Here is a 15,313-nt window from a genome sequence, read left to right as displayed (position 1 = left end):
TTTATAAATATGGTAAATTACGCAGCTAATTATTTAAGTGTGTAATGTGTGTGAGTAACTCAACCCCTAACTATCAACAGCTAGCCAAAAATATTAAAGCCTGGGGCCAAGAACTCGGCTTTAGTGAGGTGGGTATTACCGATATAGACCTATCTAAACACGAAGCACAATTACAGCGCTGGTTAGATGCGGGCTACCATGGCTCTATGGATTATATGGCAGCCCATGGCATGAAACGCGCTCGCCCTGCTGAACTAGTCCCTGGCACCCAGCGGGTTATTTCGGTAAAAATGAACTACCTGCCTCCTGATGCTAGTTTTGCCAAAACACTAAAAAACACTGAAAAAGCCTACATTAGCCGCTACGCATTAGGGCGTGACTATCACAAATTAATGCGCAACCGACTAAAAAAGCTGGGCCAAAAAATAGAGCAAGAAATTGGCGATTACGGTTTTAGGCCATTTGTAGACTCTGCGCCTGTGCTTGAGCGCCAGCTTGCTGAAAAAGCGGGATTGGGCTGGCGAGGTAAACACTCTTTATTAATAAACCAAGAAGCTGGGTCGTGGTTTTTTTTAGGTGAGCTTTTTGTTGATTTACCGCTGCCAATAGATAATGAAAACACGTTTGAAGGCTGCGGAAAATGTGTAGCTTGCATTACGCTTTGCCCAACAGGCGCAATTGTAGAGCCGTATGTGGTAGATGCACGCAAATGTATTTCGTACTTAACCATTGAGCACCAAGGCCCTATACCTGAGCAATACCGTGCATTATTGGGGAACCGAGTTTATGGCTGCGACGATTGCCAATTGGTTTGCCCATGGAACCGTTATGGTCAAATTACCGATGAGCAAGACTTTCATCCCCGTACGCAATTAAAAAACAAAGACTTACTTGAGCTATTTACCTGGGACGAACCTACATTTTTAAAAAATACCGAAGGCAGCCCAATTCGCCGTATTGGACACGAACGTTGGTTGCGTAATTTAGCGGTGGGTTTAGGCAATGCCGATTTTAGCCCTAGCATTATTAACGCTTTAGAAAGCAAACATGAGTCTAGCTCGCAGCTAGTAAAAGAGCATATAGAGTGGGCGCTTGAGCAACAAAATAATAAACAACGAGAACAACTTCGTAAAACACAGCGCCTAATTAGAATTGTCGAAAAAGGCTTACCTCGTGATGCGTAAATCACTCAGGTGAGCCTTATTGTGAAAGGTTTATTTTTTAAGTAACAAAGATAAATCTTGTTCAATTTCAGCAAAGGCGGCTTTAACTTGTTTAACCGACTCTTCTCTGGCAATTGAATTTTGAATAGTTTCGTCCACTTTTTTATAAATAAACACCTCTTGGTCTTCATCTAACCCCATTGTGGGTATGCGCACTTCTAAGTCTTCTTGTAATTGCTTGAATACTTTTTCGTTACTTTCGCGGTTTTCGTTTAGTAACCCAATCAAGCCATGAAACTTACTATGCACTGTGCTGGCTACATCATTTAGCTTTTGCTGCTGCGACTCAAGCATTTGCTTGGTCATAATTGCACGTAACTGCTGCTCAGTCACACTGACAATAAAGCAAACGTGGTCACGAATACGCCCGTGTTTATCTGGGTCGTGATCTGGCATATTCAGAATTAATAAGCTTATCATCTCGTAGTTAACTAATATTCGGTGAGAAAACTCATGTAAGCGACCTTTGTTTTTAAGCATATCAAACAGCTCAATTACAATCGGCGAACACACTCCATTAAGGGCAAAGTGCTCTATTGTATCGCCATGTCTAAATTCAACATTACTTTGTAGGTCAAACGTTTGTAAGCAGTCTATTAAGGCTTTACCTAAATCTTGCGGATTATTAATAAAACCAATGTTTTCAATGTAGTTAACTATTTGTCCCATTTCGCTACTGTTTGCCATAGCGTTAAATGCCGTAGATGTTGCATCTTCTACTTGTTTTTCAAGGCTTTGTTTTTCTATTAATACTTGGTTTAAGTTTTTAAGTTTTGATTTAAGCTCATCATGCCCAAACGGTTTTACAATGTAATCCTCAGCACCTACTGAGTAACCTTCCATACGCTCTTCAACCGTTCCTCTAGCGGAAACAAACATAACAATTATATGCGCGGTATTCGGATTCGCCTTTAATGCTTTACACACTTCGTAGCCATTCATTTGCGGCATACTTACATCAAGTAAAATAACTTGGGGCATGTAGCCTTCAACCATGGCTAAACACTCAGGGCCGCTTGTGGCAACTTGTAATTCGAAATCAAGATCTTCTAAAATTTCTTCAATAATTTCAAGGTTGAAAGGTTCATCATCTACAGCAAGAATTTTAGTTAAGGCCATATTTTCATCATCCAATTAAATATCATTTAAACATTACTTACACATATAATTAGCTATCTTGCACTGCTAGCTTATCATCGGCTAAATGCTCATCTAAATCTATTTCTAGGGGTACCTGAATCCTAATTGTTGCACCACCATCGCTATTATTACTTGCCGTAATTTCGCCTTGATGAAGTGCTACAAACTCTCTACAAAGCGCAAGCCCTAAACCAGTACCACCAGCGCCACTGTTCGTTTTGCTGCTTTGTACAAATTTAGTAAACACGTGCTCTAATTCATCCTCAGGTATACCTATTCCATTGTCTATTACATCAATAATGGCGCTGTTTTGATCAGCCATTAAGTTCACTTCAATACGACTTTTAGGTTCGCTAAATTTAAGTGCGTTACCTAACACATTGCGCAATAGCTGATTAATTTGCTCTTCATCACACTGCACAACCACTGGCCCGGGTTTTGAAAAAACAATTTCAATTTCTTTTTCCATAGCCGTACCAGAGACATCATCAATACTGGTTTTTATAATACTTTCTATATTGTATGGGCGTGGGTTAAATGGAAATTTCCCTACATCCAATTTAGATAAATCAAGTAAGTTGTTTAATAACGACAATAAACGCTCGCCGCTGCTTTCAATACGAGATAAATATTTTAAGAGTTTATCTTTAGCAAAATCGCCCGCTTCTAACTTACTCAAACCAAATCGTGAAAAGCTTAATATAGAGTGCATAGGGGTGCGTAACTCGTGCGACATGTTAGCCAAAAATTCCGATTTGCTTAAATTGGCAGCTTCGGCCACATTTTTAGCATGCTCTAGCTGCGAAGTACGAGCTCGCACTTGCTCCTCAAGTAAGTCTTTGGCTTCAAGGAGTAATTCTTCTTTTTGTTTTAAGTGAGTTACATTTTTAAATATAACCGCTAACGCAATTTCGCCATGGTGGTCTATTTCGTTAAACGAGCCAACCAGCGGAATATACCCGCCGTCTGTTTTTTGCAAACGTAGGTCGCTACTAAATTGGCGGTTACGATTGAGTGTGCTGATTTTATTTTTTATTTCAGCACTTGATTCCTCATCTAAAAATTCAAATACCGAAAAACCCGCGAGTTTGTCAAAGGGTAGCTTAAACAGCCTTAAGCAGGCATCGTTTGCTTCTATTACTTTGCCGCTGCGCTCAAATAACATAATGGCGTCAGGCGTATTTTTATAAATAACTTGTAGTAGGCTGTCTTTTTCGATTAATGCATCAACGGTATCTTGTAAACGCTCAACTAGCTCAGCGTTACGGCGTTTTAAAAGCTCTGTTTGCCACAATTTATGTACCGATTGCAGCAGTACGCTATCGGTTAGAGGCTTTATTAAAACATCTTCAACCCCTTTACGAATTGCCTCAATCATTGAAACTTGCTCAGGGCGTGCGGTAAACAATAAGCATCGGCAATCTGGCTGAGACATTTTAATAGCAGAAAAAATATTTAAACCGGTGCCATCTTCAAAGCTAAAATCGCTAATTAAAATATCTATACTGTTTTCATTAGCCACTGCCACCGCTTCGGTTGCGCTGGTTGCGGTTAGCGTTTTGATATGCGCCCCGACTAAATTACTTTTCATTTTTTCAAGGCGCTCAGGCATATGATCAACAAGTAAAATAGTGGGGAGTTTTAGAACGTGACTAGAGCCAAGCTCTAAGAGGTTTTCGAGTAATGAGGTAATTTCTTTATTTGAAAAAAACGGATAAATAACCGTTGCATCTGGGACTAACTTATTAAGCTCGCTAAAGGCGCTAAGTTGCTCACCGCTTTCGGCTTTAGGGGCAAGTAATACACAGCGGTCTTGTGAGATTTTTTGAGCTATCGACTTTACTACTTCACACGGTACTCCGTAAGCACCAATTACCAAGTCATACTGGCTGGTGTTAGAGTATAAATCAATCATAGAGTAATGAACGAGCTCAGCCTCACAACCTATTAATTCTAGTAAAACTTTCACTCTCATTGCGATAACACTGCTGCTATCTACAATTAAAATTTTTCGACTCATTAAGCCACACTATCGTAAACACTTTATATGTTAATAGCGTAGCCTATAATTTCTTAGTTGGTATAGGTTGTTAGACTTAATTTTGATTTTTTTACCGATAAGCTCCACAACTATTTTGGTAGATGCTTACCGAATATTGTTAAACTGTAGCGTGTGTTATCCATTACCGCGATATGAGGCAACTCACCCCATACGCTAAAACCAAAGTGCTTGAATAACTTAATACTTGGTAAGTTGTGGCTAAATATAAAACCAAGCAACACATCAATTCCTAGCTGTTTAGCCTCTATTTGGGCAAACTCCATCAGCTTTTTGCCAAGTCCTTTACCTTGCGCCGCTTTGGTAATATAAATGCTCATTTCGACGGTGCCATCGTATGCGGGGCGCCCATAAAACGATTTATAACTTAGCCAGGCAAGTACTTGGTCATTTTCGCAATAAACATAAATAGGTCGTTTATCGGTGTGGCTATTAAACCACTCACATTTGCTCTGTACCGATACTTCTTCGGTATCGGCGGTCACCATACGCGAGGCGATCGTTTCGTTGTATATTGCGACAATGGCAGGTAAATCTTCTATAGTGGCTAAACGTGTAGTCATAACAGCTTAATATTGTTGATCACTTTTGTGCATATTAGCGTAAGATAGACTAGTCAAACAATTATAAATTTAGGCGTTGAGTATGTTAAAAAAAACGATACTAGGGCTCAGTATTTTTATTACGAGCTTAGCTGCCCAAGCAAATGACACGTTACCCAGCAAACAACAGCAGCAACAATGTGAAGACTTTACAAATGTAGAGATACGTAAGCTGCGCTCAAAAGAATCCTTAAACTTATGCCAATTTAAAAACCGCCCTTTGCTCATTGTAAATACGGCTAGCAATTGTGGTTTTACATCTCAATTTGAGGGCCTTGAAAAAGTACACCAACAATACAAAGATAAAGGTTTAGTGGTATTAGGTTTTCCATCTGATGATTTTTTTCAAGAAGAAAACGATGAAAAAGACATAGCAAAAGTGTGTTTTATTAATTACGGCGTTACTTTTACTATGTTTACTACCAGCGAAGTTCGCGGCAGTGATGCAAATCCAATATTTAAACACTTAAACGCACAAACCAGCTCACCTAACTGGAACTTTTATAAATATTTAGTTTCAGCTGATCGCAAAACAATTAAACGCTTTAACAGTAAAGTAGCTCCTAATTCAAAAGAATTAATTGATGCAATTGAAAATACGCTACTCATCAATTAAGTTTATACTGGTACTGCGAGTTAAAACTAACTAGACTGGCTTTAATGGTTAAATACACCAACTTTAAACAGGAGATTTTATGGCAGTGGCAAGTGCAAGGCACATTTTAGTAGACAGCGAAGCAGAGTGCTTAGATTTAAAAGCTAAGATTGAACAAGGCGAAGACTTTGCAGAGCTTGCAAAAACATATTCAAACTGTCCTTCTGGTCAAGACGGCGGAGCACTTGGCGAGTTTGGCCCAGGTATGATGGTACCTGAGTTTGATAAAGTTGTATTTTCAGCGCCAATTAATCAAGTACAAGGCCCTGTACAAACACAGTTTGGCTATCACTTACTAGAAGTGACAAGCCGCTCAGAATAACGTTGACTTATCGCAACACAAAAAGCCGCTTATGCGGCTTTTTTTAGGAGCAATTATGAAACTTATAGGATCTAACCCTTCTCCATTTGCGCGCAGAGTAAGAATGTGGGCAGCACAAAACAATGTTGACTTAGCGCTAGTAAACCTAGATATTTTTTCTGAGCAAGACCGCCCTACCTTAGCCAGTAATAACCCAGGAAGAAAAATACCGGTTTTAATTGATGGTGATTTAACGCTAAGCGATTCAACCATTATTTTACGTTACCTTATCGCCAAGGCTGGTAAAACACCACTAAGCTGGTCGCAAGAGCACCTACTTAATATTATCAACGCCTGTAACGACTCGTTAGTAGAATTAGCACTTAGCAGACGCTCAGGGTTTGATACTAACGACGATAAATTATTTTTTAATCTGCAAAACGAACGAATTGCACAAACATTAAGCTATTTAAATAGTCATTTAAACGATGATGAATTTAAAGGCTGTGAATGCCTTAACATCAGTTTATACTGCCTACTTGATTGGATTTGCTTTCGTGAATTAACAGACTTTAGCCAACACGCTGCTTTAGTCAGTTTTTATAACGACTATGGCACGCGTCAAGCTGCAGTAAGCACCGATCCCAGACTCTAAACAAATAAGGTAAACACATGAGCGATATTGAAATTGAATCACAACTAGTTAGCTTTGTAGAAAAAGTACGTTTAAGCGAGCAAGTGTGGGCGTTAGGTGGCGACGACGGCGGCTTTGTAGTGTGCGAATCTAACCAGTTTGCCGAAACGGATGTACTGCTTTTATGGGAAAGCGAAGACGCAGCAAAAGCCCAGTGTAAAGAAGAGTGGCAAGAATTTACGCCTGTAGAAATTAATTTAGATGAATTTTTAGATGAGTGGGTAGAAGATTTAAACGAAGACAGCGCATTAGTTGGTTTAAATTGGAATGACGACCAAGTGTGTGTAGAAATAGAGCCTGTTGGCTTAGCACGCGCACTTAGCGAATAACTGCCACTATAAATTAAATAGTGAATACAACACCTGCTTTTTAAGTGGGTGTTTTTGTTTTGTAGCTAAAAACATAAATACTAGAATCGATACTCGCATGTTTATCTGTTTTAAGTATAAAATATAACATGTCATTAATTTCAAGGGATTACGTTGAAAACCCATCTTGGCCGCCGCCCTTTTTCAGCAATGGAACTGCATACGCTTTATAACGGCTATATTTATGGCGACTTTAAAGTAGCAAGAGAGCAAGCAAAGCATTGGCATTTTTGGTTGCCTTTAATTGCCTATTACAGTGGCGCATATAGCGATGAAATTGGCTGCTTAACGCTTGACGATCTTGGGCTTAAAAATGGCATTTTATGTTTTAATTTTCATACTAATGGAAAAATAAAAGCGCGCTTGGTTCCGGTGCATCAAGCCTTAGTTGATGCAGGGCTTAACGACTTTATTGCCTTTGTTAAAGCACATAATCACACACGTTTGTTGTTTGATTTACCGGCTAAGTCTGGCCGTTACAGCGAAAAAGTACGCATTTGGTTTACTGGTGAAGGTGAGCGTGCGGGTTATTTGCAAAAATGTGCCATTCCCACTGTTGATCAACTCGGTATGAAAACCGCCATAAGTAGCCTACGACTTAATTTTGAGCAACAAGTACGTATTTACGCATTACAGGCTAATTCAAAAGACGCCTTTAATTATTTAATGGGGTTTAACGAATACCCCAATGATAAATTTGACGATACCGCCTTACTAAACAACGTAATACAGCAAATTCGCACCATTAACCCACAGCTGCACTGGCAGCGCTTTAAGCTGCGCCAGAGCCACTGACACTATTTGTTACTATTTTAAATCCAAGCAGCCACTTTATTAAATTACTCTCATAAAAAAAACTGCTAGGATATCTAAATCTCAATTTTTAAGGGCATAGAAATGCCTGTTTGAGTCAGTTTCTAACAACAACAATCTAGGGATCACTATGTTTTTAAAAAGCCTATTAACAGTAAGTGTTGCTTTAGCAATGACTACTGCCAACGCTAACGAGTTCGTTATCGAAAAGCTTGCTAAACCAAGTTCACAAAAGGTGTCGTTAACACTCGACCCAAGCCAAGACACCTTTACAGGGATGACAGAAATAGCCCTAGAAGTGTTAAAACCCACTCATTACATTGAACTTAACGGCGTGGCTTACGCTGTTAAAATGGCGCAGTTACTAGGCGATGAAAACTGCGACTTAAATAACGAAATGCTAAAAACAGAAAAAGTAAAATTTAGCTGTGATGAGCAAATTCAACCGGGTAAGTACACCCTAAAAATAGATTTTTCTGCGCCGTATAATCGCCAAAGTGTGGGCTTATACAAAACAATTGATCAGGGCACACCTTATTTATTTACTCAGTTTGAAATGAATGATGCACGCCGTGCATTTCCAGTATTTGATGAGCCAAGTTATAAAATACCGTTTCAGTTAACAATTACAGCGCCAACGTCTCAAAAGGTTTATGCCAATACGCCAGAGCTTAAAACCACAGTTAACGGCGAGATGACAACGCATTACTTTGATAAAACGCCACCTATTCCTTCTTATTTAGTGGCTATGGCCGTGGGCCCTTTTGAAGAGCTTGAAATAAAAGACATGCCAATTCCAGGGCGTGTTATTACCCCGCAGGGTAAAATTCATTTAGCTGATTACGCAAAAGAGAACATGCCAAAAGTACTTGCTGCACTTGAGGCGTATTTTGGTATTCCTTATATTTATAAAAAGCTCGACTCGGTAGCAGTACCCGAGTTTCCTTTTGGCGCAATGGAAAACTCAGGCCTAATAACCTACCGCGAAGATATATTACTGGTTGATTTAGCAGCTGCTACACGCAGTAAAAAACAGCGTAATGTGTCGATTATTGCTCACGAGCTTGCCCATCAATGGTACGGTAACTTAGTTACCATGAAGTGGTGGAACGACTTATGGTTAAACGAAGCATTTGCCAGCTGGATGGCGGCAAAAATTACTAAACAGCTTAATCCAGAATTTGAATCTCACCTTGATTTACCACAAAACAACGTAATGGCATTAGATGCTCGCTTAAGCACTAAGCCGATTCGTAAACCGATTAAAACCGAAGCCGATATTATGGATGGTTTAGGGCTTGCCTACAGTAAAGGCAGCGCAGTACTGGCTATGGTTGAAAACTGGATTGGTGAAGAGGCATTCCAAAAAGGGATTCAAAGTTACTTAAAAAAATTCTCGTATAAAAACGCCGAAGCAGCCGATTTATGGGAAGCGCTAGGTAAAGCTTCTAATAAAGATGTTGCGAGTGTTTTAAAATCATTTATTGAACAGTCTTCTTTTCCGCTTGTAGATGTAAAACAAGACGGTAAAAAAATTACTATATCGCAAAGTCGCTTTGCTAATGCCGGTGTAGATGCACCCGCACAGCTTTGGAATGTCCCTGTTGGGATAAAATATGGCGCTGGTGATAAAGTAAAAACAGCCAGTATTTTACTCAATAAGCAAAGCCAAACCCTAACACTTGATTTTGAACCACAGTGGATTTATCCCGATGAAGGGGCGCTAGGTTATTACCGCTGGGTAATGGACGATGCGCAATTTGATTCGCTAATAAAACATGCTCCGCAAGCACTTAATGATCGTGAGCGCTTAGCGCTGCTCTCTGCCACTGATGCACTACTTGATGCGGGTGTAATATCGGCGGCTAAGTTAATGCAAACCTTAGAAGTATTTGTGAGCGATGATCACCCTCGTGTTGCAAATACAGCGCTGGGCTACTTGGTATCGCAAAAAAATACCTTTAAAGATGAAAGCAACGAAGCGTTATGGCCTGAGTTTATTCGCAGTGCAGTAATGCCTGCAGCTAAAAAATACTCACTAGAAGCACAAGCTGGCGAAGACGGTGCAGTATCGCAACTACGTGCGGGTGTTGTTTCCTTGCTTGGTTTTGATGGCGAAGATCAACGTGTGATCAGCAAAGCAAAAGAGCAAACGCAAGTGTACTTAAACGATCCGCAAAAAGTGGATCCGTATTTAGCAGCTACCTACTTAAAACTTGCCGCCTATAATGGGGATAAAGCCTTACTTGATCAATTTATGGCAACCTTTAAAACCACTAAAGATCCACAAGTACGCACAAACATGCTGGCTGCAATGGGCTTTATGGGTAAAGCGCAGTTACAAAAGCAAGTATTAGCGTACACCCTAACCGACGAAGTAACCGCGTCTGATATGCGCACTATTTTAGCAGGTCAAAGTTATAGCGAGCCACGCCAAGCATTATTTATTGAGTGGATATACAACAATTACGACAAGGTAACACAAAGCTTACCGCCGTTTTTTGTGCCTAACTTACCGTACTTTACGACCGCGCGTTGTGATGAACAAAGTTTAGCAACCACGCAAGCATTCTTTAAAGATAAAATTGAAGAAACACCGGGCTACGCGCGTACGCTAAGCAAGCTTGAAGAAAGTACCCATGATTGTATTGCGCTTAAAGAGCGTGAACTGGCATCAGTTAATGACTTTTTAAAAAGCAAATAAGTATAATTAAAAGTAAATATGTATAATTAAAAAAGCCGCTGAGTTATTCACTCAGCGGCTTTTATTTACCCGTTAATAATCTGTGTTAGCTTGGCAATAAAGTCTTTTGCTGCTTGCTCTGAGTTAATTTTAAAGGCCACACCATAGTGAATCGGCTGCGCACTTTTGTGAATACGTGTAGGAAAGCGCGTCATCTCGCTACTATGAAAATAACCCTGTACTCGTGTTACCTCATCAATTGTTGCAAAATCATCGCTAAACACCTCAAAGGCTGGGCGAATAATTATTTTGCCTTTACCCGCTTCGCTGTGGGTATAAATTGCTTCTTTAGAATTTGCTAACATGTACTCAGCAATGTTTTTAATTTTAAAGTTGCTTCTGCACTTTAACTGAATGAGCTGCTCTGTTAACTCATCTGCACTATAAGCCACGTGGTGATCCCTTTAATGTTTAATTGTGCATTACATTAGCCTATACGCGCTGCAAAGTCCGAATTATTTTACATCGCATACAAAGGCAAGTTTGTCGTTTTTATAACTCATTCGCGTTATATTTGTCTCGCAATATGGGCTTAAGTTAAGCCATTGAGAAACCTCATCGCTGCCACTTAAATTACGCATATATACACGGTTTTTAACCGCATAAGCCACTGTATTAGCATCTTTTAAAATAAAGTCTTGTACTTGCTCTGGCAATCTAAGTAAATCTTCTACCTGTTTAGATTGCGGGTTAAAGCTTGCTAAAATATGCTGATCATTTTTTGTGTAACTAAATAAAAATGTTGCGGTTTTACTGTTATAAATAAGCGTACGCCCTATGTTACTTGCTACCACCTTGCCTTTTGCCGCAGCAACCGAAGTATATTGCAAAGTATGTGGCTCACCTAAAATAAACATCACTAAATCGCTTTGAGCGCCCCATGCGTGGTAACCAACAGGTTCAATCCAATCAAAAATACGGCTCGGTGCTTGCTCAGTATCGAGTGGGTATTGCCACAACTTTTGTTTGCTATCTTGCTCTACCACAATGGCCGATAAACTTTGTTTTGAGGGCATAACAGTGGGCGAATATTCGCTCACTGGCGTATTTGTTATGTTACTTACTTGCTTGGTTGCTAAATCATAATAGGCAATATCGGTTTGACTTTGCTCGCTTGAAATAACTTCATGGGTGAAATAAATACCCTGGTTTGTTAAATAAGGTTGGTTGTTATAGCTATTTTTGTCGCTCACTATACTCACTTGCATACCGTAGGGTGTATTTAAATCAGCAAGTAATATTTGGCTTTTAGGCATGCTAGCCTGCGCTGTAGCAAGGCTTAGCGCCGCTAAAGAGACTAGCCCAAGCCATGGTTTAATAAGTTTCATGCTTTCTCTCGTTTTATTTTTAAGCACCTCATGATAACGTTATTTGCCGATGGCGTCACTTGACCTAAGCCAGTCAACTCTTTATAACTAACTTGGTCCTAAAAAAGAGAAAATACATGTCAGCTAAACATCCTATCATTGCTATTACAGGTTCGTCGGGTGCGGGAACTACCACTACCACCAATGCAATTAAACATATTTTTCGTAGCCTCAACATTGATGCGGCTTTTATCGAAGGAGATAGCTTTCATCGTTACACGCGCCCAGAAATGGACAAAAAAGTACGCGAAGCACAACAAGAAGGTAAACATATAAGTTACTTTGGCCGTGAAGCCAATGACTTTGGCGCATTAGAAACCTTATTTGGTACCTACGGCGAAACAGGCCAAGGCAAGTTACGCCGATACTTACATACCTTTGACGAAGCAGTGCCTTATAATCAATTACCGGGGACCTTTACCCCTTGGCAAGATCTTGAAACAAACACTGATTTAATGTTTTACGAAGGCTTGCACGGTGGCGTGGTTGATCAGGATCATGATGTAGCTAAGCACGTGGATCTACTTATAGGCATGGTGCCTATTATTAACCTTGAATGGATCCAAAAATTGATCCGCGATACGCAAGACCGCGGCCACTCTCGCGAAAAAGTAATGGATTCAATTGTACGCAGTATGGATGACTACATTAACCACATCACACCGCAGTTTTCGCGCACCCATATTAACTTTCAACGTGTGCCAACGGTTGATACGTCAAACCCATTTAGCGCAAAAGATATTCCTTCACTAGATGAAAGCTTTGTGGTTATTCGCTTTAGAGGAATTGATGACGTTGATTTTCCGTATTATTTACAGATGATTGAAGGCAGCTTTATGTCACGTATAAATACCCTTGTGGTGCCAGGCGGTAAAATGGGTTTAGCAATGGAGCTGGTGCTTACTCCGCTAATTAAAGACATTATTGTTAAAAAGCGTGCTCTTGAAAACCTAGCCCCTTTAGATATACCCATTTAGCCCCTCTTTTATGATTTACACTTCTGACGTACACTGCTGCTTTTGCTAACAGTGAGGGAAAACGTGTCGCACTCATTAAAAATTATTGTGGGCTCTAAAAACCCAGTAAAAATTAACGCTGCAAAACATATTTTTGCAATGTACTTTCCTAGTTATGAAATTGATTGCCAAGGCGTTGATGCTCCCTCAAATGTTCCCGATCAACCAATTGGCGAGGAACAAACCCGTATAGGCGCACAAAACCGAGTTACTTACTGTAAAAGCATGTATCAAGCAGATTACTACTGTGCAATGGAAGGCGGTGCAGAGCAATTTAGCTATGGTGCAGCAACCTTTGCCTATGTTGTGATTAATAATGGCTCTGAGCAAGCGATAGGACGCAGCAGTAACCTGCCGTTACCGCAAGTGTTATATAACGCGCTGCTAAGCGGAGAAGAGCTTGGCGATGTAATGGATAAAGCATTTAACACCCATAATGTTAAGCAAAAAGGCGGCGCGATAGGGCTTCTCACAAACAATCATGCCACTCGCCAAAGCACCTACACCCAAGCGCTTACCTTAGCTATGGCTCCTTTTTTACACCCTAGCCTTTATCAGGAAAATTAATGAAATACAGTTATGTACTGTTTGATGCAGACGAAACACTATTCAGGTTTGATATTTTAGCGGGAATGACCCGCATGTTTAAAGCGTACAACATTGAGTTTACCCAAGCCGATTACATCCATTACCAAAAAACTAATAAGCAGCTGTGGATAGATTATCAAGATGGAAAAATTAGCGCCGATTACTTACAAGTAACCCGCTTTAACGAGTGGGCTGTAAAATTAGGGGTACCCGCTAAAGAGCTAAACGATGCATTTTTAGACGCTATGGCACAAATTTGTGAACCACTCCCCGGCGCAATCGATTTACTAAATGCACTAAAACCGCATGCACAATTGGGTATTATTACTAATGGCTTTGCCCGTTTGCAAGCCCTGCGCCTAGCGCATACCGGCCTTGAAAATATGTTTGAGTGGCTGGTTATTTCGGAACTGGTAGGCATTGCTAAGCCTAACAAGGCTATTTTTGAGCACACATTTGAGCTTATGGGTAACCCAGACAAAAGCAAAATATTAATGGTGGGCGACACTGCCTCTAGCGATATTTTAGGAGGCAATAATGCCGGTATTGATACCTGTTGGCTACAGCACCCAGGCGAGCAGTTACCAGCAGGCATAATCCCAACCTACACCATAACTGAACTGGCACAGTTACCAACAATTTTAGCGCTTTAAGCTGCGCGTTAATTATTAAAAATTAATAGTAATTAGCTGCAACTCGCTAATTTAAGGCAAAAAAATGACGCTATTAAGCGTCATTTTTTATAACTGTTTGTGAGCGTGTATTTTTAAAAAATACTAAATTAGGCCGTCGCTAATTCAAGGCCGGGTGCAGGCATCGTAACAGGCGTTTCAAATGTTGCCCACTCCCATGCTGACTCTGTTGCCATAATTTTGCGAAGTAACTTATTATTTAAATCGTGACCCGATTTATAAGCCGTTACTTTACCTAGTAGGTTATGACCTGTCATAAACATGTCGCCCACACAGTCTAATATTTTGTGTTTTACAAATTCATCGCTGTAGCGCAAACCATTTGGGTTTAGTACTTTAAAGTCATCAAGTACTACTGCACTGTCCATGCTGCCACCAAGTGCTAGGTTATTAGCATGCATGTATTCAATGTCTTTCATAAAACCAAACGTACGTGCACGGCTAATTTCTTCAGTAAAGCTTTGCGCAGTAATATCTAAACCAATGCGCTGGCGGCTTTCATTAATGGCAGGGTGATCAAAGGCAATTTCAAAGTCGATATGAAAACCATCATATGGTTCTACTTCGGCCCATTTATCGCCTTCTTCAATACGTACTTTTTCTTTTATACGAATAAAGCGTTTCGCAACATTTTGCTCTTCAATGCCGCCTTTTTGTAACAAATAAATGAACGGTAATGCACTACCATCCATAATCGGCACTTCTGAGCTGTCTAATTCAACAATTAAATTGTCGATACCCATTGCAGCAACTGCTGCAATTAGGTGCTCAGTCGTTGATAAGCGAACGCCATCTTTGTTAATTAAACAGGTACACAGCTGCGTATCACCAACGGCTTCAGGTGTTGTTTCAAAATCAACAACCGGATCAAGGTCGACACGACGAAATACAATCCCGGTATTTGCGCTCGCAGGTCGGAGAGTTATTGTGACCTTCTCACCTTTATGAAGTCCAATTCCTATGGCTTTGACTACTTGTGCAATCGTACGCTGTTTAATCATAGGTTCGCTCACTTTTAAATCAGTTACAGTTAGACGGCGGAGTTTAACATA

16 protein-coding genes are annotated in these 15,313 nt (G+C 40.2%); 10 read left to right on the top strand and 6 right to left on the bottom strand.

All coding sequences use genetic code 11. The features are described from left to right. Window positions 1–50 precede the first annotated feature (50 nt). Entirely contained in the window at window positions 51–1,184 is a 1,134-nt protein-coding gene (gene queG, locus MTF68_RS08850; protein ID WP_029774050.1) for a tRNA epoxyqueuosine(34) reductase QueG, read from the top strand. 30 nt (window positions 1,185–1,214) lie between these two features. Here queG and MTF68_RS08845 read toward each other — a convergent pair whose 3' ends face one another. From MTF68_RS08845 to MTF68_RS08835, 3 genes are all read right to left on the bottom strand, one after another. Continuing rightward, window positions 1,215–2,342 carry a response regulator gene (locus tag MTF68_RS08845; RefSeq protein WP_024033288.1) on the bottom strand — a complete coding sequence of 376 codons (1,128 nt, stop codon included), beginning with the start codon at window positions 2,340–2,342 and terminating at the stop codon, window positions 1,215–1,217. A 49-nt stretch (window positions 2,343–2,391) separates the two neighbouring features. After that, window positions 2,392–4,383 carry an ATP-binding protein gene (locus MTF68_RS08840; protein ID WP_248462252.1) on the bottom strand — a complete coding sequence of 664 codons (1,992 nt, stop codon included), beginning with the start codon at window positions 4,381–4,383 and terminating at the stop codon, window positions 2,392–2,394. Window positions 4,384–4,493: 110 nt separating this feature from the next. After that, window positions 4,494–4,985 (bottom strand): GNAT family N-acetyltransferase, encoded by a 492-nt coding sequence (locus MTF68_RS08835; protein ID WP_248462251.1) that lies wholly within the window; start codon window positions 4,983–4,985, stop codon window positions 4,494–4,496. An 82-nt stretch (window positions 4,986–5,067) separates the two neighbouring features. Between MTF68_RS08835 and MTF68_RS08830 the strand changes: the two genes are divergently transcribed. From MTF68_RS08830 to MTF68_RS08805, 6 genes are all read left to right on the top strand, one after another. Further along, window positions 5,068–5,640, top strand: coding sequence for a glutathione peroxidase (locus MTF68_RS08830; RefSeq protein ID WP_004589433.1), 573 nt, complete (start codon window positions 5,068–5,070; stop codon window positions 5,638–5,640). Between the two features lie 79 nt (window positions 5,641–5,719). Then, on the top strand, window positions 5,720–6,001 hold the full coding sequence (locus tag MTF68_RS08825; protein ID WP_004589432.1) for a peptidylprolyl isomerase: 282 nt from the start codon (window positions 5,720–5,722) through the stop codon (window positions 5,999–6,001). A 55-nt stretch (window positions 6,002–6,056) separates the two neighbouring features. After that, complete coding sequence (locus tag MTF68_RS08820; protein WP_064384752.1) at window positions 6,057–6,635, top strand: glutathione S-transferase family protein; 579 nt, start codon at window positions 6,057–6,059, stop codon at window positions 6,633–6,635. Between the two features lie 17 nt (window positions 6,636–6,652). Then, window positions 6,653–7,003, top strand: a complete 351-nt coding sequence (locus MTF68_RS08815; protein WP_004589430.1) for a DUF2750 domain-containing protein — start codon at window positions 6,653–6,655, stop codon at window positions 7,001–7,003. A 153-nt stretch (window positions 7,004–7,156) separates the two neighbouring features. Next, window positions 7,157–7,837 (top strand): hypothetical protein, encoded by a 681-nt coding sequence (locus tag MTF68_RS08810; protein WP_248462250.1) that lies wholly within the window; start codon window positions 7,157–7,159, stop codon window positions 7,835–7,837. A gap of 148 nt (window positions 7,838–7,985) precedes the next feature. After that, window positions 7,986–10,559 (top strand): M1 family metallopeptidase, encoded by a 2,574-nt coding sequence (locus MTF68_RS08805; protein WP_248462249.1) that lies wholly within the window; start codon window positions 7,986–7,988, stop codon window positions 10,557–10,559. A gap of 65 nt (window positions 10,560–10,624) precedes the next feature. Here the strand turns inward: MTF68_RS08805 and MTF68_RS08800 are convergent, their stop codons facing one another. Together MTF68_RS08800 and MTF68_RS08795 are read right to left on the bottom strand one after the other, a co-directional pair. Further along, window positions 10,625–10,990 carry a hypothetical protein gene (locus MTF68_RS08800; protein WP_004589427.1) on the bottom strand — a complete coding sequence of 122 codons (366 nt, stop codon included), beginning with the start codon at window positions 10,988–10,990 and terminating at the stop codon, window positions 10,625–10,627. A 63-nt stretch (window positions 10,991–11,053) separates the two neighbouring features. Next, on the bottom strand, window positions 11,054–11,926 hold the full coding sequence (locus MTF68_RS08795; protein ID WP_096042297.1) for a hypothetical protein: 873 nt from the start codon (window positions 11,924–11,926) through the stop codon (window positions 11,054–11,056). Window positions 11,927–12,042: 116 nt separating this feature from the next. On the opposite strand from MTF68_RS08795, the gene MTF68_RS08790 reads away from it, so the two are divergent. From MTF68_RS08790 to yjjG, 3 genes are all read left to right on the top strand, one after another. Next, entirely contained in the window at window positions 12,043–12,942 is a 900-nt protein-coding gene (locus MTF68_RS08790) for a phosphoribulokinase (RefSeq protein ID WP_004589425.1), read from the top strand. Window positions 12,943–13,005: 63 nt separating this feature from the next. After that, window positions 13,006–13,548: an inosine/xanthosine triphosphatase gene (gene yjjX / locus MTF68_RS08785; protein ID WP_064384753.1), complete on the top strand. Its 543-nt coding sequence runs from the start codon at window positions 13,006–13,008 to the stop codon at window positions 13,546–13,548. Beyond that, entirely contained in the window at window positions 13,548–14,222 is a 675-nt protein-coding gene (gene yjjG / locus MTF68_RS08780) for a pyrimidine 5'-nucleotidase (protein WP_248462248.1), read from the top strand. The genes yjjX and yjjG overlap by 1 nt, the downstream gene beginning before the upstream one ends. 128 nt (window positions 14,223–14,350) lie before the next feature. Here the strand turns inward: yjjG and lpxC are convergent, their stop codons facing one another. Continuing rightward, window positions 14,351–15,262: a UDP-3-O-acyl-N-acetylglucosamine deacetylase gene (gene lpxC / locus MTF68_RS08775; RefSeq protein WP_004589422.1), complete on the bottom strand. Its 912-nt coding sequence runs from the start codon at window positions 15,260–15,262 to the stop codon at window positions 14,351–14,353. Window positions 15,263–15,313: the final 51 nt, after the last annotated feature.

Source organism: Pseudoalteromonas sp. 2CM37A (genome assembly GCF_023161885.1).
In the GTDB taxonomy this organism is placed as follows: Bacteria; Pseudomonadota; Gammaproteobacteria; order Enterobacterales; family Alteromonadaceae; genus Pseudoalteromonas; species Pseudoalteromonas atlantica.
The sequence above is the reverse complement of the archived record's forward strand: the minus strand, read 5'-3'. Positions and strand labels throughout refer to the sequence as shown.

Excerpts from the sequence above, each read along its gene's own strand:
- MTF68_RS08790 (WP_004589425.1), top strand. The coding sequence starts at position 12,043 with ATGTCAGCTAAACATCCTATCATTGCTATTACAGGTTCGTCGGGTGCG.
- MTF68_RS08795 (WP_096042297.1), bottom strand. The coding sequence starts at position 11,926 with ATGAAACTTATTAAACCATGGCTTGGGCTAGTCTCTTTAGCGGCGCTA.
- MTF68_RS08815 (WP_004589430.1), top strand. The coding sequence starts at position 6,653 with ATGAGCGATATTGAAATTGAATCACAACTAGTTAGCTTTGTAGAAAAA.
- lpxC (WP_004589422.1), bottom strand. The coding sequence starts at position 15,262 with ATGATTAAACAGCGTACGATTGCACAAGTAGTCAAAGCCATAGGAATT.
- MTF68_RS08835 (WP_248462251.1), bottom strand. The coding sequence starts at position 4,985 with ATGACTACACGTTTAGCCACTATAGAAGATTTACCTGCCATTGTCGCA.
- MTF68_RS08825 (WP_004589432.1), top strand. The coding sequence starts at position 5,720 with ATGGCAGTGGCAAGTGCAAGGCACATTTTAGTAGACAGCGAAGCAGAG.
- MTF68_RS08820 (WP_064384752.1), top strand. The coding sequence starts at position 6,057 with ATGAAACTTATAGGATCTAACCCTTCTCCATTTGCGCGCAGAGTAAGA.
- yjjG (WP_248462248.1), top strand. The coding sequence starts at position 13,548 with ATGAAATACAGTTATGTACTGTTTGATGCAGACGAAACACTATTCAGG.
- MTF68_RS08845 (WP_024033288.1), bottom strand. The coding sequence starts at position 2,342 with ATGGCCTTAACTAAAATTCTTGCTGTAGATGATGAACCTTTCAACCTT.
- MTF68_RS08805 (WP_248462249.1), top strand. The coding sequence starts at position 7,986 with ATGTTTTTAAAAAGCCTATTAACAGTAAGTGTTGCTTTAGCAATGACT.
- MTF68_RS08840 (WP_248462252.1), bottom strand. The coding sequence starts at position 4,383 with ATGAGTCGAAAAATTTTAATTGTAGATAGCAGCAGTGTTATCGCAATG.
- MTF68_RS08830 (WP_004589433.1), top strand. The coding sequence starts at position 5,068 with ATGTTAAAAAAAACGATACTAGGGCTCAGTATTTTTATTACGAGCTTA.